Source organism: Verrucomicrobiales bacterium (genome assembly GCA_016793885.1).
Lineage (GTDB): Bacteria > Verrucomicrobiota > Verrucomicrobiia > Limisphaerales > UBA11320 > UBA11320.
In genome coordinates this window covers 77,487-101,255 of record JAEUHE010000237.1, presented here as the reverse complement: position 1 = coordinate 101,255, position 23,769 = coordinate 77,487, and the positions used below count along the sequence as shown (strand labels likewise).

General features: G+C 59.0%; 16 protein-coding genes. 8 read left to right on the top strand and 8 right to left on the bottom strand.

Annotated elements, in window-relative coordinates; genetic code table 11:
- Positions 1 to 83 precede the first annotated feature (83 nt).
- Positions 84 to 1,199 (bottom strand): hypothetical protein, encoded by a 1,116-nt coding sequence (locus tag JNN07_26515; GenBank protein MBL9171315.1) that lies wholly within the window; start codon positions 1,197 to 1,199, stop codon positions 84 to 86.
- A 182-nt stretch (positions 1,200 to 1,381) separates the two neighbouring features.
- Complete coding sequence (locus JNN07_26510) at positions 1,382 to 1,960, bottom strand: EF-hand domain-containing protein (protein ID MBL9171314.1); 579 nt, start codon at positions 1,958 to 1,960, stop codon at positions 1,382 to 1,384.
- Between the two features lie 326 nt (positions 1,961 to 2,286).
- Between JNN07_26510 and JNN07_26505 the strand changes: the two genes are divergently transcribed.
- Together JNN07_26505 and JNN07_26500 are read left to right on the top strand one after the other, a co-directional pair.
- Entirely contained in the window at positions 2,287 to 5,745 is a 3,459-nt protein-coding gene (locus JNN07_26505) for a PSD1 domain-containing protein (protein ID MBL9171313.1), read from the top strand.
- 18 nt (positions 5,746 to 5,763) lie between these two features.
- Positions 5,764 to 7,215, top strand: a complete 1,452-nt coding sequence (locus tag JNN07_26500) for a DUF1501 domain-containing protein (GenBank protein ID MBL9171312.1) — start codon at positions 5,764 to 5,766, stop codon at positions 7,213 to 7,215.
- A gap of 642 nt (positions 7,216 to 7,857) precedes the next feature.
- Here JNN07_26500 and JNN07_26495 read toward each other — a convergent pair.
- From JNN07_26495 to JNN07_26475, 5 genes are all read right to left on the bottom strand, one after another.
- On the bottom strand, positions 7,858 to 8,760 hold the full coding sequence (locus tag JNN07_26495) for a LamG domain-containing protein (protein ID MBL9171311.1): 903 nt from the start codon (positions 8,758 to 8,760) through the stop codon (positions 7,858 to 7,860).
- Positions 8,761 to 8,843: 83 nt separating this feature from the next.
- A complete protein-coding gene (locus JNN07_26490; GenBank protein ID MBL9171310.1) occupies positions 8,844 to 9,473 on the bottom strand; it encodes an OmpH family outer membrane protein in 630 nt (209 codons plus the stop codon).
- 15 nt (positions 9,474 to 9,488) lie between these two features.
- On the bottom strand, positions 9,489 to 11,876 hold the full coding sequence (gene bamA / locus JNN07_26485) for an outer membrane protein assembly factor BamA (GenBank protein MBL9171309.1): 2,388 nt from the start codon (positions 11,874 to 11,876) through the stop codon (positions 9,489 to 9,491).
- Positions 11,877 to 11,885: 9 nt separating this feature from the next.
- The gene (dnaB, locus tag JNN07_26480) at positions 11,886 to 13,358 is read right to left on the bottom strand and encodes a replicative DNA helicase (protein MBL9171308.1); all 1,473 of its coding nucleotides are present in this window, start codon (positions 13,356 to 13,358) and stop codon (positions 11,886 to 11,888) included.
- A 22-nt stretch (positions 13,359 to 13,380) separates the two neighbouring features.
- On the bottom strand, positions 13,381 to 13,809 hold the full coding sequence (locus JNN07_26475) for a hypothetical protein (GenBank protein MBL9171307.1): 429 nt from the start codon (positions 13,807 to 13,809) through the stop codon (positions 13,381 to 13,383).
- A gap of 246 nt (positions 13,810 to 14,055) precedes the next feature.
- On the opposite strand from JNN07_26475, the gene JNN07_26470 reads away from it, so the two are divergent.
- The 6 genes from JNN07_26470 (at position 14,056) to JNN07_26445 (ending at position 19,494) form a co-directional block, all read left to right on the top strand.
- A complete protein-coding gene (locus JNN07_26470; protein ID MBL9171306.1) occupies positions 14,056 to 14,937 on the top strand; it encodes an ATP phosphoribosyltransferase in 882 nt (293 codons plus the stop codon).
- A gap of 13 nt (positions 14,938 to 14,950) precedes the next feature.
- Positions 14,951 to 15,052, top strand: coding sequence for an AURKAIP1/COX24 domain-containing protein (locus tag JNN07_26465; protein MBL9171305.1), 102 nt, complete (start codon positions 14,951 to 14,953; stop codon positions 15,050 to 15,052).
- Positions 15,053 to 15,118: 66 nt separating this feature from the next.
- Positions 15,119 to 16,849 (top strand): tetratricopeptide repeat protein, encoded by a 1,731-nt coding sequence (locus tag JNN07_26460; protein MBL9171304.1) that lies wholly within the window; start codon positions 15,119 to 15,121, stop codon positions 16,847 to 16,849.
- 42 nt (positions 16,850 to 16,891) lie between these two features.
- Positions 16,892 to 17,281 (top strand): DUF2203 domain-containing protein, encoded by a 390-nt coding sequence (locus JNN07_26455; GenBank protein MBL9171303.1) that lies wholly within the window; start codon positions 16,892 to 16,894, stop codon positions 17,279 to 17,281.
- Between the two features lie 86 nt (positions 17,282 to 17,367).
- Positions 17,368 to 18,747 (top strand): Gfo/Idh/MocA family oxidoreductase, encoded by a 1,380-nt coding sequence (locus JNN07_26450; protein ID MBL9171302.1) that lies wholly within the window; start codon positions 17,368 to 17,370, stop codon positions 18,745 to 18,747.
- A 99-nt stretch (positions 18,748 to 18,846) separates the two neighbouring features.
- Positions 18,847 to 19,494: a YceI family protein gene (locus JNN07_26445; protein MBL9171301.1), complete on the top strand. Its 648-nt coding sequence runs from the start codon at positions 18,847 to 18,849 to the stop codon at positions 19,492 to 19,494.
- A 691-nt stretch (positions 19,495 to 20,185) separates the two neighbouring features.
- Here the strand turns inward: JNN07_26445 and JNN07_26440 are convergent.
- Complete coding sequence (locus tag JNN07_26440) at positions 20,186 to 23,593, bottom strand: HYR domain-containing protein (protein MBL9171300.1); 3,408 nt, start codon at positions 23,591 to 23,593, stop codon at positions 20,186 to 20,188.
- Positions 23,594 to 23,769: the final 176 nt, after the last annotated feature.

Below are 23,769 nucleotides of genomic sequence, written 5' to 3'. Positions count from 1 at the left end.
CCCGCCCTTGTCAAACGGCGATCACGGCGCTCTCACTGCCTTCCACCAGGGATGGTGGGAATGCGACTTACACGGCGGGCAGACTAGTGTCCGTGGCTTTTGGTCCAACCGGCTGCGGCGTCCGGATCGAGAACTTCCCAGCGGTTCACTATGGAAGCGATCGTCTCGCGACGAACACCTTCGTCCCGGATTGCTGCGGTCCACTGCATTGCGGCCGATGGATCTCGTCGAAACGCCGAGGTGTCGAGCAGGGCTCGCAGCGCGGCGTCACGGGAAGCTCCTGGGCTGAGGGAGCGAACCCACTGCGCGGCGGCTCGAAGATCCTGTTTTGCCCAGCGACTGACCACCGCGACGGTGGCGCTGTCCCGCTCCTCCAGTTCGGTGAGCTTGGTGGCCCATTCGGCGGTCTGTTGGGGGGCGTGCTGGGCTCGTTCCCCAGCCACCTGGGCGATCATCTCGGTTCGCTCCGCCCCCGGCTCTCGTTGGTTGATGGCCTCGATGATGCGGTCAGACTGGTTCAAACTGAGCTGTGAGATGGCCGGCGCCAGGGCATCCAAGCGCACCTCCTCGGGGAGTCGGCTCGCCCATTCAAAAGCTTCGAGTGGATCTGTCTGCGACCATTGCTCGGCGATGGTTCGGGCGGCGGCGCGTTGGCGCGCATCGAACACCCCGAAGTCGCTCGAGTTTTCTTGAAAAAAGGCGGCCGCAGAGGCGGGGTCCAAACGTGACCAGGTGCTTAGAACACTCAGTTCACCCGTGAGGTTCTCCGGGGAAGGGAGCTGAGACGTGACGCTCAGAGCCAAGGCGGGATCCATTTCCGTCAAACGGGCGAGCATGAGCTGCTGAGAAAAGAGCTTTTCGGGACCGGTCGGCCGGTTGTTGAGGTCCTGTAAGGCCTTGAGGAGTTGGTCCGCATTCAGATGGCGAATCGCGAGTTCGGTCGATTGGAGATGAGCGAGCAGGTTGTGGTGGTACCCGGCCGACGCGGCGGCCGCTGCCGGGGTTTGTGTGGCCAAACCCGAGGCGAATGGATCGCGTTGTTCCCCACGATGCTCCATCGAGGGGGAGGGAGCGTTGACGGAGGCTGAAGTTTGATGATCTCGGGTTCCGTGGTGGCGATAGCCGCAATAGTAGGCGATTCCGATGGCCGCCAGGTGGGTGCCGAGGAGTATGGCGGGCAGCGGACACAAACGTTTCATAGCTCAGGGGGGGATTTTTTGAGGGGAGAGGGCTTGGTGAATGAACCTAAACTTCAGCGGGGTCAGGCTGGGACGTGAACCAGTCTGACCCCGCATTTTGAACCTCGCCCAGATCACCTGCCGGAAGGGAACCTAGTGGCTGGGTGCCTGGGTGGTTCGTGCTCGCCATCACGTATCCAGAGCTAGGATCGATGCTCCAGGTGGGCGAGAAACTCTTCCAGGCTCACGAGTGAGTCGCGGCTGCGGTCCAGGCGACCGAAGAGGCATCTTAAGCGATGCGTGCTGAGATCGGGCTGTCCCGCCTTAAATTCGTCCAGAGAGAGCTTGCCGTCGCCATTGCCGTCGAGCTTTACGAACGTGGCCGTTTGTTCCGCCTGCTGCTGTGCCAGCCACTCAGCCTTGGCCGCCGCCCGTTCCTCGCGCGACAGCACGCCGTCGTGGTTGACGTCGTATTTGTCGAGCAATGCCTGGCGTCGTGCTTGGCAGGCCGCCCTCACTGCCGCCCGTTCCTCGGCCGAAAGTCGGCCATTTCTATCCACATCGAATTTAGCCAAGACCGACGGTAACTTGCCACAGCTAGGGCCGGGAGCCGGCGGTGTGGGAGGGGGCGTCGGTGGAGGGACGGGCGTGGGATCCGGCACGGGAGTTGGGGTGGGGGGCGGTCCCAGGTTGTCCAGAGAGCCTTCTGCCGCTGCCTGGAGGTTGGGGGCTGCTAACGAAAGTGCTGCCACCATACTGAGAAAAAGTTTCTTAACGCACATAGTCTTTGCCTTTGCTGCAGGGGGTCCGTTTTGGATCCCACTGCAGGGTCTCTTTAGCAACTTGCGCACCGCCGCTGGAGCGGGCTAAAACGACAGAAAACTCCCCTCTTTTCGGTGTTTCTCTAAAGTGAGTGTCACTCGCTGGAGCACGAGGTGGCTTCAGACTCTCAAATTTGGGCGATGCTTCAGGAATGCGGCATCGGGTGGATTCGAAAAGACGCGGCTGGTGGTCGCGGCTGATTCCCCCACAATCCCCTAGATTCCATTGAAGTCCCCTTGCGCCGCCAGCGTCTTTATCTCATGATTCTAGCTAGGTATCTCGCGAGATGACAAAGGTATCCATTCAGTTCCTGGGCCCGGTCTTGGTCAGCTGCTGGCTATGGGTGGGCCGCGCGTGGGGGGTGGAGTCCGAGGGTGAGTTCTTCGAGAAGAGAATCCGCCCGGTTTTGGCGGAGCATTGTTTTGAGTGTCACAGCGCGGAGTCTCAAAAAAACAAGGGCGGCTTGCGAGTGGACAGCCGGTCGGGATTGCTGTCCGGAGGAGAGACGGGGCCTGCTCTGGTTCCGGGAAAGCCGCTCGAGAGCCTGCTCTGGTCGGCCATGGCTCATCGGCATCCGGAGCTAACCATGCCTCCCAAAAAGCCCAAGCTCCCCTCCAGCGTGTTGTCCGATTTTGAGAAGTGGATCCGGGACGGGGCGCATTGGCCAGGAGGCGACGCGGTAGCAGCGGTCCCGATTCCCGGTGGATTCGATCTGGAACAGAGAAAGGCGAAGCTGGATTGGATCTGGAAGCCTCCCGTTTTAGGCTCAGTCCCGGCGGTGCGGGATACCAATTGGGCTCGGGGAGTGATCGACCAGTTTTTGCTCAGTCGGCTGGAGAAGGAAGGTATTCGGCCAGCTCCGCCCGCGGAACCCGCGGTTTGGTTGCGTCGGGTGCATTTTGCGCTCACCGGCCTCCCTCCTTCCATGGCCGACCTACAGGCGTTCGTTCAGGATCCCTCCGATGCCGCTCGCGAGCGCGTGGTCGACCGGCTTTTGGGCTCCCCTCGCTTTGGCGAGCGATGGGCCAGGCACTGGCTGGACTTGATGCGCTATGCCGAGTCTCGAGGCCATGAGGGAGATTACATCATTCCCAACGCTTATGAGTATCGAGACTATGTCATTCGCGCTCTGAACTCGGATGTGCCATACGATGAGTTTGTGCGGGAGCATCTGGCGGGCGACCTGCTTGCGCATCCGCGGCGTCATCCCCAGCTTGGATTCAACGAATCGGTGCTGGCCACGGGGTGGGCTTTTCTGGGTGAGGAGATCCACGCGCCGGTAGACACGCGTTTGGACGAGACGGAGCGGGTGGACAATCGAGTCGATGTGCTCAGTAAGAGTTTTCTGGGGCTGACGGTGTCCTGCGCGCGCTGCCACGATCATAAGTTCGATGCGATTTCTCAGCGCGATTACTATGCCTTGGCGGGTTTCTTTATCAGCTCGGGGCAACGGCTGGCCCGCTTTGAGAGCATGGAGTCGGAGCAAACCGCTGCCCGCCAGTTGGCGGGATTGCGCTCCCGATCGGCTTCCACCCTGGCGAAGCATTGGAGCGAGGCTCAATTGGCCACGCTTCCGCAGCTCAAGTCCTATCTCATCACCGCCGCGGAAGTCGCGCGAAAACGGACGAACGCTCCGCCATCGGCTGGTAAACCACTCAAGGCCTCGGACCTGAAGGGCCCTGAGTCGGCGTCGCTGCGAGAGCTTTCCGCAGCCCGTTCCCTAGATGGTGAGGTGTTGGCGCATTGGACGGCCGCGTTGCTGAGTTCAGTCTCCAACCGAGCGGATCTGCTCTCTCCGTTCGCTTCGGTGGCGCTCTTGGGGAATCTTCCCCCACGGGGCAAGGCCAATCCCGGCTGGGAGGCGGTAGGGGCTGCGCCGGATGCGCGGGTAGTCCTGGACTTCAGGAATTTGGCTCCGGGCCAGTGGCGAGTGGATGGAGTCGCTTTCGGGGCGGGGCCCGTGTCCGGGGGCGAATTCAGGTTGGCTAAGGGATTCTCGAACGCTCCGCCTGCCTTCCGAATTCAGTCCCGAACCGCGGCCTGGGCTGATCAGGATTGGTTCCCGATGGGATTTCGTCCGGGAGTGGAGCAGGAGCCGGCGATGTATGGCGGGTGGGTGCGTGATGGCGCCATGCTCCGCAGTCCCAAGTTTCAGCTGACGGGAGGAAAGCTGCACTATCTGGTGAAGGGGGGCGGAAGGGTGTTGGCGGTTGTCGATTCTCAACGCCTCGTCACCGGGCCGATCCACACCGCCTTAGTGCGCGAGTGGCAGCATCGGGATCAATGGCACTGGGTCAGCCAGAATCTAGCGGAGTATTCGGGCCATCGGGTGGCGCTCGAGTTTTCTCCGGAGACGGGGTTTGATACGGCTATCGCCCTGGTGGTGGAATCCGAGACCCCGCCGGAGGAGCCGTGGTCGGCCAGTGCGCATCTGACGGAGTTGATGCGCTATCGATCGGCGAGCAATGTGATTTCCATTGAGGCTGCGGCGCAAGTCTATCAGGAGCGCCTCACCTCGGCCATTCGGTCCTTCGCGGCCGGGGGTGCCAAGGACTCTCCAGAGGATCTCGAGCTGGCCGATTGGCTGGCGCGTCGGCCGGAGCTGGTGTCCGGTCCGACAGGGGAGTGGCCTGCTCCGTTCGCCAACACCCTGAGGAACTACCTGGCTGAGCGCGATGCCCTGCTGCAGCCGGTGATCTGGAAATCGAGAGTGGCACCCGCCATGTGGGATGGCGATGGAACGGATGAGTTTCTGTTGGTCCGAGGAAAGCATCACGCCCCCAAGGGGACGGTGCCCCGGCGTTTCCTGGAGGCCGTCTCGGGGGTGCAGCCGATTCCAGCTCCTCAGAGCAGCGGGCGGCTGGAGTTGGCTGAGATCATCGCTGATCCGGCGAATCCCTTGACCGCCCGCGTGTTCGTCAACCGTGTTTGGCATCACCTGTTTGGGCGAGGGATCGTTCCCTCGGTGGACAACTTTGGATGGCTAGGGCAGAGGCCATCGCATCCGGAACTGCTCGACTATCTGGCTGCTTCATTTACCCAGCAGGATCAGTGGTCCATGAAGCTATTGATTCGTCGGATCGTGCTTTCCAGTGCTTTTGCGATGTCGAGCAAGCCGACGGCTCCTGAGGTGGAGGCTCGCGATCCTGAGAACGTTCTTCTGCACCGGATGAATTTGCGTCGGCTGGAGGCGGAGGCAATTCGGGATGCGATCTTGGCTGTCTCCGGGCGTTTGGACACGAAGATGTATGGGGTCTCGGTTCCGTTGCATGAATCCCAGTTCGTTGAAGCTCGCGGGCTGCGGAGCGAGCGCGGACCTTTGGATGGCGCGGGACGGCGGAGTGTGTATGTGGCGGCGCGCCGAAACTTTTTGCCCATGATGATGACGGCCTTCGACATGCCGATCCCGTTCACCACGGTGGGGCGACGGAATATTTCAAACGTTCCCGGCCAGATGCTGTTTTTGATGAACGATCCTTTTGTTCATCAGCAGGCGGGGGTCTGGGCGAAACGCAGCGAGCGTGAACATGACCGTGTCTCCGAGGACGAGCGGATTCAGGATCTGTTCCTGAGCGCGTTCTCGCGGCCGGCTTCGGACAAGGAGGTGGCGGCGTGTCGGCAAGCGCTTCGGGAAGCTCGCCAATTCGGCGACGAAGCCGCCTCGGCATCGGAGTCGTCGTCGGCGGCTTGGACCGAGCTTTGTCACGCACTGCTGGGGGCCAAGGAATTCATTTTCATCCCGTAGAAAGCCAAGCGCACCATTATGCTCACCGACTTCATTTCGCCTTCGCATGTTCGGTCCTGTCTCAGCCGACGGGAGATGCTCAAGCGTTTTGCCTGCGGTTTCGGGTCGGTGGCGTTTTCCGCGTTGTATGGGACGCAGAAGGCTTGGGCCGGGGCAACCAAACCCAATCCACTATTGCCTCGATCGCCCCATTTCAAGCCCCGGGCTCGCAGCGTCATTTTTCTCTACATGGATGGGGGCGTCTCGCAAGTGGACAGTTTCGACTACAAGCCACTCCTCGAGAAGCATCATGGGGAGGATCCATACAAAGCGATGGGCCGACTGGAGAAGACTCAGTTTGCCAATGTTGGAAAAGTGCTCAAGTCACCCTGGAAATTTGCGCAGCACGGGCGCAGCGGTTTGTGGGTGAGCGAGTTGTTCCCGCATGTTGCCAAGCAGGCTGACCGCCTCTGTGTCGTCAAGTCGCTTACGTCCAAATTCCCCGAGCACACGAGCGCTAACTATTTTCTGCACTCGGGGACCGGGCTTCAGGGTCGGCCGAGCATTGGTGCTTGGGCCACCTATGGGTTGGGCAGCGAGAATCAGGATGTTCCCGGGTTCGTGCTGCTCAACGGTGGGCTGATTCCATCGGGAGGCATGGACAATTTTAACAGCGGCTTTCTTCCGGCGACTTACCAGGCCTCGGTCCTCGAGGCCAAGGACCCGCCGTTGGCAAACATACGTCCGAGCGAGAAGAACCCGCGCATGCAGGGCGTCAAGATGTCCCTCATCCGCGAGCTGGATCAACAAACCTTGGAACGAGCCGGGCAGCTGGACTCGTTGGAGTCGGCGATTGCCAACCACGAACTCGCCGCCCGCATGCAGCTGACGGTGCCGGAGCTTCTGGATCTCAAGGGGGAGAGCGACGAGACCAAGCGTCTTTACGGCTTTGAGTCCACCTTTGGCCCCACGCGAATTTATGCCAAGCAATGTTTAACGGCCCGTCGGATGGTGGAGCGCGGAGTTCGTTTCATCGAGTTGACCTGTCCGCGTGTGAATGGAGCTGATCGTTGGGATGCGCATGGCGGGCTCATTCAGAATCATGGCGACAATGCGCGCGCCACGGACCAGCCGATCGCGGCCTTGCTGCAAGATCTCCAGGAACGCGGACTGTTGGAGGATACTTTGGTCGTCTGGTCGGGGGAATTTGGCCGCACGCCCTTCGCACAAGGCTCTGACGGACGAGACCACAACGAGTTTGGTTTCACAGTCTGGATGGCGGGGGCAGGGGTGAAGCCTGGCTTTACGTTTGGCGAGACGGACGACTGGGGATATAAGGCGGTGGTCGACAAGTTGGAGATGCACGATCTTCACGCGACGATCCTTCACATCCTGGGGTTGGATCATCTTCAGCTCACCTACCACTTCAGCGGCCGGGACATACGACTCACGGATGTTTCTGGAGAAGTGGTTCACCAGATTTTGGGCTGAACCTGCGGGCCCTGGACCGCCAACGAGCGGTATCAAGTTCGTTGCCATCCTGCCTGCCCCTTTTGGGGGATCGGACTCTTCTCACGGCGGTTCCTAAAAGGCTCGAAAGGAAGGTCGAGATAACCTCCCAGGAAGAGTTTTGCCCACGGAACACACAGAACACACGGAGTCGGAGGGAATTCAGCAGAACAGTAACTTCAGTCGGCTCGGCCACTCGTCCCGCACCCGCGGTCGGGGTTGCGGTGTCTCCTCAGATCCGTGTGGTCCGCGTGGTCCGTGGGCAAAATGTCCCCGCTCCCAAGATTTCCAAGCGGCCCCCTCAACCCGAAACCAAGCCCGAGCAGACTTACACCGCAGAGACGGGAAGGCGCAAAGAGGGAGAGCAACTGGTGAACCACGGATTTCGCTGATCCCACGGATTAAGAATCCCGAAGGGATCGGAAGTGGAACTCACTTGTTCTTTTCTATCCGAGACATCCGAGAAAACCGTGGTTAAAACTACCGTTTTAGGTTTCTCCGGAACGGCTCCTCTCTGCGCCCATTCCCATCTCTGTGGTGCAACTGAGGCCCTTTCGTCGCCTGTAGGAGTACCCTCTAAGTTGCTTGAGCATGGGGGGCTGCGTTGCCCCCTACGGCTTCCTCCTACCGCACTAGGTCGCTCACGCCATTGGGTAGATCCCGCAGGGTGATGATCTCTTGGGGACTGAGTGCGCGGTTGAAAATGGACACGTCGTCGTAGAGCCCCACGTAGCCGATTCCGAGCATGATGAGCGACTTGGCCGGATCCCAGTTGAACGTCTGAGTGCGGGCTGGAATCGCACCTCGGAACTCACCATCCAGATACAGTTTGGCAACGCCATCCGGCTTTCCGGTATTGAAGTTCTCGAAGGTGAACACGACATGGGTCCATTTGCCCGCGGAGAAGGGGGGATTGTCGATGGTCAGCAGCGGCTTCTCGTGCGGAGCCATTTTATTCCAATCGCGGTCATTGGGATTCCAGACTTTGAGATCGGCGTAGACCCCTAGGCGGAAGGGGATACCGTTGGTCTTCTTCTCAAACTCCGTGAAGAAAGCGGCGTCGTTCCAGGCCTTCGAAGTAATCTGGATGGGATCGCAATAGCCGGGGGCCAGCTGAGTCGCAGGATCGGTGCTAAGCCAGAACGACACCGTTCCGCTCCACCGATTACTGTGGAATTCCACGTTGGAAGGAGAATGGTAGAAGATCACTGGAGCCTTCGCCTGATGGAATCGCAGCCCATGCCCAAAGCGTCCCGCCTTCTCCACCAGTTGAACTTCCGGTGTGGTCGGGAGTCCTGGCGTGCCGGCGAAACGCTCATTCATGCCCTTGGCGTGATAGATCTGGCGATCCCCGCGCGCATAATCGGCATTGGCTCCCTGGTCGAAGGAGGCGTGAAAGGTCAGGCTTTCGCGAAGGGTGTGACGCGCTGAATGGGAGGAGGCGCAGCCGCTGACCAGGATGACGACCATCGCCAGGAGTGCTGCTGGCGTGCAAGTGGTGATGAGGCGGTGGAGGGTTCTTCGCATATTGGCATTCGAGTTAGCTGGAACTGAAAACCCGACTCCGCAGTTAGCGGCAGTCGGGTTCGCAGAGAAATGGAGGCTCGGTTCTACTTCTTTTCCTTGTCCTTGTCTTTGTCACTTCCAGTGGTCACCCGGTTGGCTGGCGCGGTCTCGTTGAGCTGGGCCAGCACGGCTTTGGTGATATCGGATTCGTTATTGGTGTAGAGCACGAAAGGAGTGCGATTCGCGGTTTCGCCGGCGGTATCCAGCACCATCGCGTAGCCACCGGCCTTGGCCTTAAGTTCCACCACTCCGCGAATCTCGGAGAGGATGTTGTCGCGCATTCGGCGTTGTTGCTCGTCGAGGGAGGTACGGGCCTGGCGGTCGAACTGGGTGATGCTGGACTCGAGATCATTCATCTCAGCGAGCTTCACTTCGGAGGACTTCTTCCGCTTTTCGCGTTCCTCGGCCGAAACCGCCTGCTCGTTGGCTTTTTCGAGGGCGGTCTTATAATCGGCCTTCAGCTTGGTATATTGGTCGATCATCTTCTTCCGATCGCCGTCCAGGTCCCCCGCCTTGTCCTTCAAGGCGGTGTCGGCCTGCTTGGTCTTCCAGTAATTGTCGAAAACCTGCCGGAGATCGATGGTGGCCAGCTTTTGCTGTTGAGCGGAAGCGGGGAGCACACATAGGGCGCTGACGAGGAGCACCCAAATCGCTTGTTTCAAAATCACGTTCATGTCAGGAGAATTAAATTAAAATTCGCGGGTATAGCCAACACCAAACTGAAACCTTCCCGAGGAACTGTCGTTACCCGGGGTGAATGGGCTGCGTGGGGTGGCATGGAGCGGAATGCCGTAATCCAGCCGGAGAGGGCCGATGGGCAGATTGAGGCGGATGCCCACACCGACGTTGTCGTTGTATTCCCCGAAATTCCACTGATACGAGTTCAGGTAAACCATGCCAATATCATAGAACGCCGCGATCCGCAGACGTTCAATCACCGGAATGCTATATTCGATGCTGCCGAACCAATAGGTGTTACCACCGTAAGGTTCACCATAGGCGTCGGTTGGGCCGACGCGGTGGTAGCGGTAGCCACGCAGGGAATACATACCGCCCAGGAAAAAGCGGTCCAGCACGTGCAGGTGATCACTGTCACCAAAAGTCTCCGCCACTCCGGTTCGGCCGATGACTTCCAGCAGATGTCCCTCGTCCAATCCCCGGAAGTACCAGGAGCTGCGGGCTTCGAGCTTGTAGAAGTTCCAATCGCTGCCGATCGCCCCGGCAGCGATATCGGCCGAGATCTCCGTCCGTTGTCCTTTGGTCGGCAGGAGTGCGTTGTCCCGGGTATCGTAGGCCAAAGAACCGCCGAACTTCGACAAGAGGCTATAGCCTTGGTCTTCCAACACGTCCGGGCGTCCGGGATAGCGCACCGCGCGCGAGCGGTCGATATCGACCAGTCCACGGTTTTCGATGTTGTAGTTGACGTTGCCGATCAGGTTGTCGTTCCACAGTGCGCGGGTGAAACCCAGCCGGGCGCCGGTTTGGACGAGATCATACAGATCCTCGTCGGAGTAAGTGCTCAGCCGGCGATGGTAGAGATCGGTGCTGAACTGCAGCTTGCGTTCCAGGAACCAGGGCTCGATGAACGTGATCTCGTAGTCCTGTCGACGAGGACCTGCCGCCACACGCATGCGGAACTTTTGTCCGCCGCCCATAAACCAGGGGGGCTTGGCAATGTCGAAATTACCCTGAGTGACTTCGACAAACCCGATGACGCTGTCGATGGAGCTGAAGCCGGCGCCGAGTGAGAAGTGGCCCGTGTTCTTTTCCTCCACCGTGATCTGGAGGTTCCGCCGATTCGGAATGTCGGTTGGCTCCGGCTGGGCCTCAACGCCACCTTGCTCCGCGAAATACTGCAGACCTTCCAGGCGACGCTTGCTGCGCTTCACCTCGGTCATGTCGAAGACTTCGCCCGGCGAGACGCTGAGCTCGCGGCGAATGACCTTGTCCTTGGTCTTGGTGTTGCCCTTGATTTCGATTTTCTCGATGTAGGACTTTTCCTTCTCCTCGATGCGATAATTCAGATCGATCGTGCCCGTTTGAACGTTCGGATTTTTCCGGGCCGAAATGGTGGTGTCGATGTAGCCCTCGGAGCCGTATTTATCTTGGACGACTTCGATGTCCTTGTTGAGCCCCTTGGGTGTGAAGGTTTTCCCTTCGGGCATCTTGAGGTCCTGAGCCAGCTGGTTGGTCGTGAAAATCTGGTTTCCCTGAAAGGCGATGGTTCCCACCTTGTATTGCTGGCCTTCGGTGACCTGGAAGTTCAGCTTCACCCTCTTCTCGCCGCTGTAGTTATACTCGATGTTCTTGATGTCGAAATCGATGTAACCTTCATTGCGATAGAATTCGGCGAGCTTGTCCCGATCGTCCTCGAGCTGGTCATCCTTCAGCGTGCCGCTGCCGGTGATAAAGGAGAAGAACCAGTGGCGTCGGGTCTTGATCTGCTTGCGCAGCTTCTTTTGGCTGAAAGCCGTGGCGCCCTCGAAGCTGACATCCGTGATCCGCACTTTGGGCGTCTCGACGATCTCGAAGGTGACGCTGCCACGCCCGGTTGATTCCTCGACGCTGGGCACATACTTGACCTCGGTCTTTGGATATCCCGCCTTCTGGTACTTGGTCTTGATCGCCTGAACATCGGTGAACAGTTTCCGTTCGTCCAAGGGATCGCCGATCTTGGACGTCACCGTCTTGAGGAGGCGTCGGTTGCTGTACTTCTTGTTCCCCTTGAAAACGATGTCCGTCAGCTTGGGTTTGGCCTGGAGGACGTACGTGAGCCGCACGCCTTCCACTTGACGCACCTCAGTCACCTGCACGTTCAGGAAGTAGCCTGTTTTGAGCAAGTTCTGGACGTCGTCGTCGACCATCCGGAGATTGTAATTATCGCCCTCCTTGACCCGCATGTTGGCGCGGATCAGGGCATCGCTCACGTTTTGCGGTCCGACGTTGGTCAGGGTGATACCGAGAACGGGGTAAGCCTCCAGCGCTGCCCGGAGGGATTCCTGGGCGCTGAGAGCCGTTCCGGATGCTAGATAAGCCAACCCGCAAGGCCAGGCGTGGCGCAGCCAATTTTTGTTCATCAACTTGAGTTAGGTCGGGATGGAGTCCTCGCTGATCTTGGACTTGTTCTCGAACCGAGTAATCGATTTACGGAAAACCATTTCTACGTCGCCAGTCGGACCGTTACGTTGCTTGGCGATGAGGAGGTTGACCGGTATGGCTTCGTCTTCCGCGCTCGGAGCCGCACCCTCTTCCTCATCCCCGCTGCTTACTTTGTAAAGCAGCCCGATCAGATCGGCATCCTGCTCGATGGCTCCGGACTCGCGCAAGTCAGACATCCGCGGTTTGCGGTTTTTTTCCTTCTCGAACTCGCGGTTGAGCTGGCTCAGCACGATGACCGGAACCTTCAGTTCCTTCGCTAAAGCTTTGACACCGCTGGAGATGTCAGCGATTTCCTGCTGACGGTTTTCAACACGGCGCGCAGTAGAATGAAGCAGCTGCAGGTAGTCAATGACAAAGAGCTTTACGCCGTATTGCTGCCACATGCGGCGGGCTTTGGCCCGGAGTTGCAGCACCGAGAGGCCGGGGGTGTCGTCGATATAGAGCGGGGCAGCCGCTAATTTACCGGCGGCGCTGGTCAGCCTGGGGAAGTCGCGTTCGGCGATGAACCCACCCCGGATGTCGCGCAGGTTCACCCGAGCCCGCGAACACATCAAGCGCAGCACCAGGGAATCGGCGGTCATTTCCAAACTGAACACCCCTACTGGAAGCTTCTCTTCCAGAACGACATGTTCGGCGATGTTCATCGCCAGAGAGGTCTTGCCCATACTGGGACGGGCGGCGATCACGATCATTTCTCCGCCATGCAGCCCGCTGGTCATCTTGTCGAGGTCGGTGAACCCCGTAGCCAAACCGGTGAGCATGCCCTGGCGTTGCTGATAGTGCTCGATCGTGTTGATGGCATTGCGGACCAGGTCGCGCATCCCTTTGGATTCCGGCTCGACGCGAGCTTCGCTGATCTGAAGAATGTCTCGCTCGGTTTCGTCGAGCAGGCCGTCCACCTCACCTTCGTGCTCATACACCCGCGACATCACGTTGGAGCAGGTCGCCAACATCCGTCGCAGCAGGTATTTCTCCTTCAGAATCTCCAGATAGTAGGAGAGGTTCGCGGCTGAGGGCGTGGAATCCGGCAGGGAAGCCAGGTAGGCGAGGCCGCCTACGCCGTCGAGCAGTCCCTGATCCTTCAGCCTTTGGGGAACGGTGATCAGGTCGACCGGCTGCTTCGCCTCATACATCTCGACCAGGTGCTCAAATAGGGTTTGGTGACGGAGGTCGTAAAAGGCTTGAGCGCCGGCCTTGAGTTTCTCGACACACTCGCCCAGGCATTCATTGGGGGCAATGAAGATGCAGCCCAGCACGCCCTGTTCGGCTTCGAGGGAGTGGGGGGGCAGGCGGTCACCCGAGGCGGGTTGAAGCGCATTGGTTTGGCGTGATCCGCGTTTGGAGCGGCGACGCTGGGACTTGGGATCATCGGACCCCGAAAACGACTCGGCTTGAGACATGTGCTCGGAGAGACTACGGGGGTTAGCCCTTCCTGCTCAAGCGCTCGTTCGTCCCGCCCCCTGAGCCGCTCGTCTTAAACACCGGGACTTCCGTGAAGTCGGCGAGGGTTGGCTTGGGGGTTGGCTTTTTGAAAACGTTCGCTGTTTGGCCGCTAGGGAACTCTCCACCGAGGGATCGGAGAGTCTCGTCGCAACGGTCTGGGTGGGCGAACAAGTAATCGGCGAGGGCTCGGCCTGAGGAAGAGGCAGCGGCGGCACGGAGGGGTTGGGAAGCCTGCGAGCCCGCTTGGGAGAGGAGTCGCGCCTCGTAATAGAGACTGGTGAGGTCTTGGAGCGTGACATACAGGTCCGCCAGGGCTGCCTCGCGAACCCCCTCCAACTGAGGATCCAGAGCCCGGCAATCCGGCAACGCGCTGCAAAGCTGTCGCAGCTGGGCTCCTAAGTCACTCATTTCGTTGGCTGTCCGTTGCTCCATGTGCATGGTTTTCCACCCTGGTTTCCACGTTGTTTGTGTCGTGGCTCCTGTCTCTGATGCTCCGCCCCCTTAGAAAATTCGATTTTCTCGGGGGACTCAATTCCGAGTTGTTGGCAGATGCTCACAGGTTATTCACATAAAGAAAAACATCGCATTGTGTCGCCAAACCTGGCAGATCACCGTGCTCCGGTTCCGAAATGGGGACCGAACAGACGATTATACATGAAGAAAGAGTCCAAACTCCGGTTTGGTTTGCCGAAAGGCAGCCTTCAAGAAGCCACCATCGAAAAGATGGGGAAGGCGGGCTTCAACATTCAGGTGAGCAGCCGCTCGTATGTCCCCTATGTGGACGACGAGCAACTTGAGATTCGTTTGATTCGCGCCCAAGAGATCAGCCGCTATGTCGAGCTAGGTTACTTGGATTGTGGGATTACGGGTCACGACTGGGTGCAGGAAAACGATTCTGACGTTCATGAGGTAGGGGAGTTTCTCTTCAGCAAGGCGACGCGCCAACCGGCGCGCTGGGTTTTGGCAGTGCCCGAGGAATCCTCTATCCGTTCCGTTAAAGACTTGAAGGGCAAGCGGATTGCCACCGAGGTGGTCAACCTCACCAAGAAGTATCTCCGCAAGCATGGTGTCAAGGCCCACGTCGAGTTCTCTTGGGGAGCTACTGAGGTCAAGGCGCATGAGTTGGTCGACGCGATTGTAGAAATTACCGAAACGGGTTCTTCGTTGCGTGCCAACAAGCTTCGGATTGTGGACACTTTGCTGGTCTCAACGCCTCGGTTGATAGTGAATCGCAAGGCGTGGAAGGACCGCTGGAAGCGCGAAAAGATCGAAACCCTGGCCCTGCTGCTGAAGGGCGCCCTCGAAGCCGAGGCGAAGGTCGGGTTGAAGATGAACATCGCGGAAAAGAATCTTCGGTCGCTGCTCGACAGCTTGCCGGCTTTGCGGAATCCCACGATCTCCAGCCTGAGTCAATCAGGATGGGTGGCGGTGGAGACCATCATTGACGAGCATGTCGTTCGGGAATTGATCCCGAAACTAAAAGCTGCCGGGGCCGAAGGAATTATTGAATATCCACTGAACAAAGTGGTTTACTGAGCACAACTAAGTTATGGGTTCACTGAAGAAACGTCGGAAAGCTAAGATTAACAAACATAAACGCCGCAAGAAGCTTCGGGCTAACCGCCATAAGAAGCGTACCTGGCAGAAGTAAGCGCCTTTCGCGTTTTGCTTTGGTGCAACCCGGCTCAGGTCTCAAGCCGGGTTGCACTTTTTATCCATGCAGACCACGCCAATCATACTCGGGCGTCGATTCTCCATCGCCACAGCTTTGTTTATTGCTGGCTTGGTATTGGGGGGCTGCGCCTATTCGCCTAGCTCGGGCGGTGTTGGGGGGGGATCCTCGCCTCGCAGCAAGTCCAAGTCGTCGCGAGAGCTATTGAACGGCAAGCCGATTTCCCCCGAGGAGGAGCGGAGAGCTGAGGCTCACGCCCAGTTCGGCGCGGGGCTCATCGCGGATCTGCGCGATGAAGACAAGCTCGCGCTCGAGCATTATGAGCGGGCGGTGCAATCGGATCCTTCTCAGGATGGACTCGCTCTCGATGTAGCCCGTCGCCACCTCGTCAACAAGGACTCGGAGAAGGCGATCACCGTGCTGCGGGAAGCCATCGGGGCTGGGGGCTCGGGGGTTTTGTCTGCATTTCTGGCCTCGATTTATGCCAGTCTGGGACGAAACGCGGAAGCGATCGACTCGAACCTGGAGGCCATCAAGCGGTCGCCGTCGTTGTTGATCGGTCATCAAAATCTTTCCCAGCTCTATCTCAAGGAAGGCAAGCCGGAAGAATCCCTGAAGGTGCTGGAGCGAGCCGGGGAGCTCAAGAACCCTACCGCGCAGTACCTGGTGGAATTGGCGGAGCTATGGATCGGGCAGCCTCAGCCCAAACCGGAGACGAAGGCGTTGGTGCGCAAACGCGCGACCGAACTTTTGGATCGGGTGATGGTGATGAAGGACAATCCGGCGATTGTTCAACAGCGGGCGGCCGATGCCTATATGTTGGTAGGCCAGAACGCCAAGGCCATCGACCTTTATCTCAAGCTGGTGGAGAAGTATCCCCAAGCTACCCCGTTGCGCGAACGGTTGGCAGACCTTTTTCTGCAGTCTCGCGATTCCAAGCGTGCCATCGAGCAGATGGAGGCACTGATCAAGGAGGAGCCGAGCCGGTATCCCCAAGCGTACCTGATTTTGGGCAGCCTGGCCTTGCAGGACAACAAGTTCAAGGAAGCGGAGGACTACCTGCGCAAAGCGGTGGTTCTCACCCCCACCTTCGAGCCGGCTTACTATGACTTGGCGATTGCCCAGGTTAATTCCGGCAATGTTCGTGCCGGGTTAGAGACCCTGGACGACGCGCGACGTCGGTTCTCGGAGACTTTCCAGACCGAGTTCCTGTCGGGCCTCGCGCTGGCGCGGATGAAGGATTACTCCAATGCGGTTCGACGCTTCACGACCGCCGAGATCATCGCGCGCACGCGGGAAACCAATCGACTCACCCATTTCTTCTATTTCCAGCTGGGGTCCGCCCATGAACGCAACCAGAGCTACGAGGAATCCGAGAAACACTTCCGCAAGGCCATCGAGATCATGCCGGATTTTGCGGAGGCCTTGAACTACCTCGGCTATATGTGGGTCGAGAAGGGGATCAAACTGGACGAGGCCAAGAAGCTGATCGACCGAGCGGTTCGGCTAGAGCCCAAGAATGGGGCGTTTTTGGACAGTCAGGCCTGGCTCTTCTACAAGCAGGGCAAGCCCAAGGAGGCTCTGGGGCCGATGCTTAAAGCCATCGAAAACACCCCGGAGCCGGATCCCACTCTGTTCGACCATTTGGGGGATATCTATCAAGCGCTGGGAGATGTTCGGCGGGCGATGGAATCCTGGAGAAAATCGCTGAAAATCGAGCCTAACCCAGAGATCCAGAAGAAACTGGATGCCTCGGAGGCCGCTCCCGGGAAATGAGCGCGCGCGCGGCGATTCTAGCGGCATCACCCTGAGCCTCCCATGCGCTATCGTTTTAATCACCACTACACGAGGGAAGAAGCGCGTCGTCTGATTCCGCAGCTCACTCACTGGCTGGACGCCATGGATCGGGCCCGTCATACCCTCGAGCGTTCGGGTCCTCGACTGGAAAAAATGCTGTCCATGGGGTGTGAGACGGGCGGAAGCCTGACCAAGTCCTACCTGAGTGCCTTTTTGGAGATGCGGTCATTGCTGAGGGAGTTCTCCTCGCGTGAGATCATGATCAAGGACCTTGAGCGGGGGCTGGTTGATTTTCCCTCGATCCTGGCCGGCCGCGAAGTTTTTCTGTGTTGGGAGCGTGGCGAGCCCGATGTTGAGCACTGGCACGATTTGGATTCCGGCTACGCGGGTAGGGAGCAGATACAGGAGTGAATGGGATGGGGGGTTCTGGCCCCTTTCCGACCAAAAAAACATTGGAGTTCCCCCCATTTCCCGTACACAATACTTTATCAATGAACATGCAATCGACATCACCCGCCGGGGTGCCTGATTTGAACCGACGTGATTTTCTGCGCCATTCTTCGACGGCGACTTTGGTGGCCGCGGCTGCGGGCGGCGTTTTGACTGCCAGGCAAGCCGGCGCGGCGGATGCCGCTGCGACGGATAAGAAGCCCAATGCGCCGGTCAACATCGGAGTCATCGGGTGCGGCTACTGGGGGCGGGATGTGGTCAAGACGCTTGGGCAGTTGGTTAATGCCAAGGTGTTGGGCGTGGCGGAGCCCTATGAGGCGTTCCTGCGCCGAGCCAAGGATGCGGCTCCGGGAGCTGAAGGCTACGAGGACTATCGGAAGCTGCTCGAGAACAAGGACATCAAGGCAGTCGTGATCGCGACGCCCACGCACGAGCACAAGCAGGTCGTGTTGGATGCCTTGCAGGCCGGCAAGCATGTCTACTGCGAGGCGCCCTTGGCGAACACCATCGATGATGCCCGTGCGATCGCCAAGGCGGCCCAGGATCACTCGGCCCAGGTGTTTCATCCGGGCTTGCAGCATCGGTCGGATCCTCAGCGTCACTTCTTATTGAAGTTTATCCGGAGCGGGGCCACGGGGCGGATGTTCAAGGGACGGTCCCAGTGGCACAAGAAGGAGAGCTGGCGTCGGACTTCTCCGAATCCGGAGCGCGAGCGCGAGCTGAACTGGCGATTGCGGAAAGATGTCTCGCTCGGTTTGGTCGGCGAGATCGGGATTCAGCATTTGGACAACGCCGGCTGGTTTCTGAAGGCCGAGCCGATTGCGATTTCTGGCTACGGTTCCACCCAGCTGTGGAACGACGGACGCGAGGTGCCTGACACTCTCCAAGCCACGGTTGAATATTCGGAACGAATCCTGGTGAACTTCGAGGCCTCCTTGGCGACGTCCTTCGACAGCGATTATGAGACGTACTACGGGACCGACAGTACCGTAATGGTGCGGAAGAACAAAGCGTGGATGTTCCGTGAGGCCGATGCTCCGCTGTTGGGTTGGGAGGTCTATGCCCGCAAGGACGCCTTTTATGGGGAGCTGGGTATTGCCTTGGTAGCCAACGCCACCAAGCTGGCCGCTCAAGGCGAGAAGCCGGCGGAAGAGGCCCCGTATTCCAATACGCCGCTCTATTTCGCGCTGGAGGCTTTCTTGCACAACGTTCACACGATCTCGGATGGGGTGACCGACTTCACCGACAACTTCGACGCGACCGACAAGCAGGCGCTGAAGGAGTACTTGGGAAGCCTGAGCAAGTCTCTCATGCCCGCGGCAACCATCGCGGAAGGCTTCCGCGCCACGGTTCTGGCGATCAAGGCGAACGAGGCTGTGATGGGACAAAAGCGTATCGAACTGCCCGGTCAGATCTTCGTGATTTAAGCCCATCCTAAACCGATTTGAATGAGCCCCTTGGCAGTCCAGTCCAACTGGCTAGATTGTTGATGGCATAAGACCTTAGATCGTCTGAATCCACTTCCCATGAAAACATTGTTTGTTCGAAACTCCGCGCTGGTTCTATCCAGCTTGCTGCTTGGTTTCTCGGCGTCCGCCCAGAGCTTGTCAGTCTATAGAGCCGAAGCGGCCGGCAGCTCCGTCAAGATTGATGGTTCCTCGACCATTCATGACTGGTCGGTCGATGGAAAGATCATCGGGGGCCGATTCGAAATTGATCCGGCTTTTCCCATTATGGGCACGCCAGCTCCGGGCAAGGTCAACGCCAAGGCCAAGGCGACGATCCCGGTCCGTTCGCTGAAGAGCGGCACCGTGCGCATGGATGAAGTCATGCAGGAGCACATGAAGGCCACTGAGTTTCCCAAGATCGATTACGAGCTTTCCGAGATGACCTTGAAGGAAGCTCCCAAAACGGCGGCTGATCCGCTCGTTTTTGACACAGCCGGCAAACTGACGATCTCCGGTGTGACCAAGGATGCGTCCATGGTCGTGACCTGTGATCGCTCCGTGGCCTCAAAGCTCAAGTTCAAGGGCGTGGCCAACCTGAAAATGACGGACTTCGGCATCAAGCCTCCTGCTCCGAGCCTCGCGCTGGGGCTGATCAAGACTGGCGACGATGTGAAAATCACCATCGAATGGGTGACCTCGCAGAAGCCGGAAGCTGCCGGAAAGTAGGTTGTGACCTGAGCGGTAGTGAGTGAGGAGTGACGAGTTGGCGTTGCCGACGACGGCGCTCAGGAAAATCTAACGTTTGCAGCACTCGCCACCCGAGAATCATTAAGGATCGCGTGAGGCAAGGTTGAACGCTTCGGTGACCTCGCTACGCGCTGCTTTACACTGTTAACCTTTATTCCTCCACGAGCCAAAGCGGGCCTCAGTTGCACCGCAGAGACGGCAAGGGGCGCAGAGAGAGCCGTTCCAGAGAAACCTAAGACCGAGGTTTTAACCACGGATTTCTCGGATGACTCGGATGGAAAAGAACCAGTGGGTTTCACTTCCGATCCCTTCAGGATTCTTAATCCGTGGTTCACCCGTTGCTCTCCCTCTCTGCGTTCTTCCCGTCTCTGTGGTGTAAGGCCGCTCGGGCCTGGTTCGGGTTGGCTCGAAGGATTCGTCTCCTTCCGCCTTTGACACGCGTTCGGCGTAACAAGCGTTCCCTCCGCATTCATGACCGTAGGGCACGCTCGCCTCGGCTCCTACATTCCGAACCGTGGGCCGACGTCAGCCTCCCAGGCTCGAGCAACAACAATCCCCCAAAAGGGAGCGGACGCTGGCACCTTCTGCTCGATTGGTACCAGCGCCCGCTTTTGAGTTGAGAGGCCTATGGCCGGCCTCTGGGATATCAATTTAGAACTTCATCTCATCTTTATCGTCCGGCCGGTTTCACCTCCGGAGTTATGAAGGGCACGGAGACCCTGAAGAAGAGCCGTTTGTCGGAGGGTTGCACCAAGTAGCCAGGCCGGGCTTCCGCAATGGCTTTCCATGGCCCGGTCGGCTCATTGGAGGCTTCCAAGATGCCATCCCCTTCGTCGTTCCAGTCGAGGAGGAGCCCTTTCTCGGTCTCGGTCAGTCGGAGTGTCGGAGGGGGTACTACCGGATTCTCGACATCGAAGGATCTGAGCGTGTCGAAATCCTGGTCGCCGTCTACATCGGTCTCGATGAGGATGGTGTATAGCCCGATAGGGTCGGCTTGGACGAACCGGATCGGGATGCGGAAGGACAGGTCAAACGCCGCCGGAGATGGCCCGTTTCCATTGACGATCCAAGGAGTTCCCGGCGGCAAGCCATTCAGGCTGATGCTTTCGGTGTCTGGCTCCATGCCGGGGGCAATGGCTCGCACCCGGACGAGGGCACCATCCGGAAGGCCGCCCAGGCTGACCGGGACATTGACCGTTCCAGCGGTTCCCGGGACTTGGACAATGTCTTCGGTCACAGTGGTGGTGATGGGCCCTGGGTTGATCACCGAGCCTCGGCATACCGTGGGACATCCGTTCCGAGGTAGGATGGTCAGGTTCCATTCGACGACAGACCCGATCGGAACGCTGTTGGTCGGGCGTCCGAGCTTGATGGGGATGTTGGTGCAGGTCGTTGGCGGCAGAACCACGACTCCGCTGTTGGGCTCGGCGATTTGCATGGGGCCGGTGGCCATCCAGGCCACGGTCTGAGGCAGGACGCTGCAATTGCAGATCTTGGCCATCACCGTGACAGATTCGCTGTTGGTGGGAAAACTGACATCCCAGGGGATGATGCACTTGATCTTGCACTTGCCGGCCCGATCGGCGGCATGCAGGCCGCTCACCTCAGCCAGCGTCAACGGCCGACTGAAGATTTCGACCTCATCGATGGCACCCGCGAAGTGATTTTGCGGCACCGGATAGGTGCTGGCTCCGATGTGAAGCCGGGAGTTGTTGGCCAGCGGGGCTGGGATCGCCGCCGCCTGGACGTTCATCTGAACGCCATCCAAGAAGAAGCGAACCAGACCGCCGCCCGATCGACGCACGGTGGTCACGACGTGATGCCACTTGTTGTCGGCCGGAACCAGGACGCCCGAGTTGAAGTCGGTGACGGTCGTTCCAGCCAGAGTCAAGTGCATGATACCTTGGTTGAGGTAGAACTCATATCCACGAGGGTCGGCGGCGCCCGGGAGGCTGCCCATCTTGCTGACGATGGTGCGTCGGCCGCCGGTATCGCGTCGGAGGATCCAGGCATCGATAGAGAGGTCGCTTTGCGCGAGCATGATGGCGGCATAGTTGGGCACCGCCACATAGTCATTGAAGCCATCGAAGCCCAGGCTGTTGAACACCTTCTGTCCCAGCACTGGAACGGGCCCATTGAGGTGCATCCCGCTGGGCGCCCCGTTGATCGCGTTGAACGCCACCACCCCGGCAGGTTCATCGAATGGCGTCCAGAGGACCATGTTACCCGGAGGAGTCATGCACGGCAGGCCCGGCCGGACGATCACGTTGAATTCGCAGCAAACCCGACGCTGACAGCGGTCGATCACGCAGCAGACCACTTTGTTGGTGCCCACGGGGAAGAAGGATCCCGAAGGGGGATCGCAGCGCAGCACATAGTTCTCGAGCCCCGTGTCCCCGATTATCGTTGGCCTGGGGAAGTGAACGATCTGGCCCTCGTTACACGTCTCGATCACGATGTCCTCCGGGCAGCGAATCCCCAGCCGCGGCTGTTCCTTTACCGTCACCGTGAATTTGCATTCGGTTCGTCCGCATTGGTTGGTGGCGATGCAGGTGACGATGTTCACTCCCGGTTTGAAGCAGGTTCCAGAGGGTGGATCACACTGGATGAGCTTCCCGTTTACCACGACCGGGTCGGGGTAATTCACTATTGCGCAGTCTTCGCACGTTTCCACCACGATGTCCTGCGGGCAGCGGATTTCGGGCTTGGCCCCGCCCGGACGGACCGTCACGGTGAATTTGCACTCTGTGCGGCTGCATTCGTTGGTGGCGACGCATCGAACGATGGTCACTCCGGGTTTGAAGCACGTTCCCGACGGAGGATCACACTCGACCAGCTTTCCATTGACCACGATAGGGTCTGGATATCGGACAATCGCGCAGTCTTCACAGGTTTCGACGACGATGTCCTGGGGGCAGCGGATCTGCACAGCGGGTTTCTCGAGCACGGTGATCGTGAAGCGGCAGACTTCCTTGGCGCACGCGTTGGTGGCGACGCAGGTCACGACGTGGACCCCAGGCTTAAAGCACGTGCCCGACGGGGGATCACAGAAGGCCAGAGCTCCGTTGACGACCACCGGCGCGGGGTAGGTGACTTTTTCGCAGGGATCGCAGGTGGTTACCACGATCGGTTCGGGGCAGCGGATTTTCGGGGGTTCCGCTTGTTCGGCACGGACGTGGACCACGAATTCGCAGGTGGCGGTGCGGCCACAGTCATCCTTGGCGATGCAAACAATCACGTGATCGCCCACCGGCAGACAAGTGCCGGGCGCGGGTTTGCATTCCACCAGGGTTCCGTTCACGACGGAAGGTGCGGGGTATCGGATGGGGATGCAGTTGGTCTCACACGGAATCGTCACCACGATGGGGTTGGTGGGACAGACGATTCGGACGGGGGGTGCTTCACGAACGACAATTTTGAACTCGCAGCGCGTGGCATTTTGACATCGGTCGAATGCGGTGCAGACGACGGTGTGCACCCCGCACGGGAAGAAACTGCCCGAGGGTGGGTTGCAGGTGACGGCGACCGACCCGCTGTTGTCGGACGCGATGGGGGATGGGTAGTTCACGATGGCGCCACAGGCTCCGGTTACACTCTGGCACGCGATCACCACCATATCCTGAGGGCACTCGATTTTAGGGGCTTCCTTGTCTTGGATGACCGTGATGGTGAATTCGCATTTGCCGACCTCTTTCCTGTTAACGCGAACGATGCAGTTTACCTTGTGAATCCCTACGGCGAATTCACCTGGAGGAGGATCGCATTCAAACGTTACATCGAGCAAGGCGGGGGGAACGTTCGGGCAGGTATAAACGATCTCGAACGGGTAGTTTCGGAGGGAGGCGGTTCGGTCGCAGGTGTAGAGGGTGAGATTAGTGGGGCAAGTGATCTCGACACACTCGGCTTTGATGACTTCGGCGATGGCGGTGATCTGCGCCCATCCTTGGGAAGGGAGAGCGACGGCGAGCAGCAGCCCTAGGATGAGCCACTGAAGGCGGTTCCAGGGAGTCTGGGAGGCGCTGGTCGGACCTGGTATCCGGGGGCAGCGACATGGACAGGAAGGGTCGTTGTTTTGCATAATGGTTTTGGTTGAGGATCAGAGTTTCATACCCTTCTACGAGTTCTTGCAATGACTCTTACAGTCGGAGATGGGAGCGATTCCTGGCCTCATTTTGTCATTGAGCTGGCAGCCCGCGGCTAGGACCATGATCTTATGGCGTTGGCGAAGCGTGCGACACTTGATCCGAGGCATTC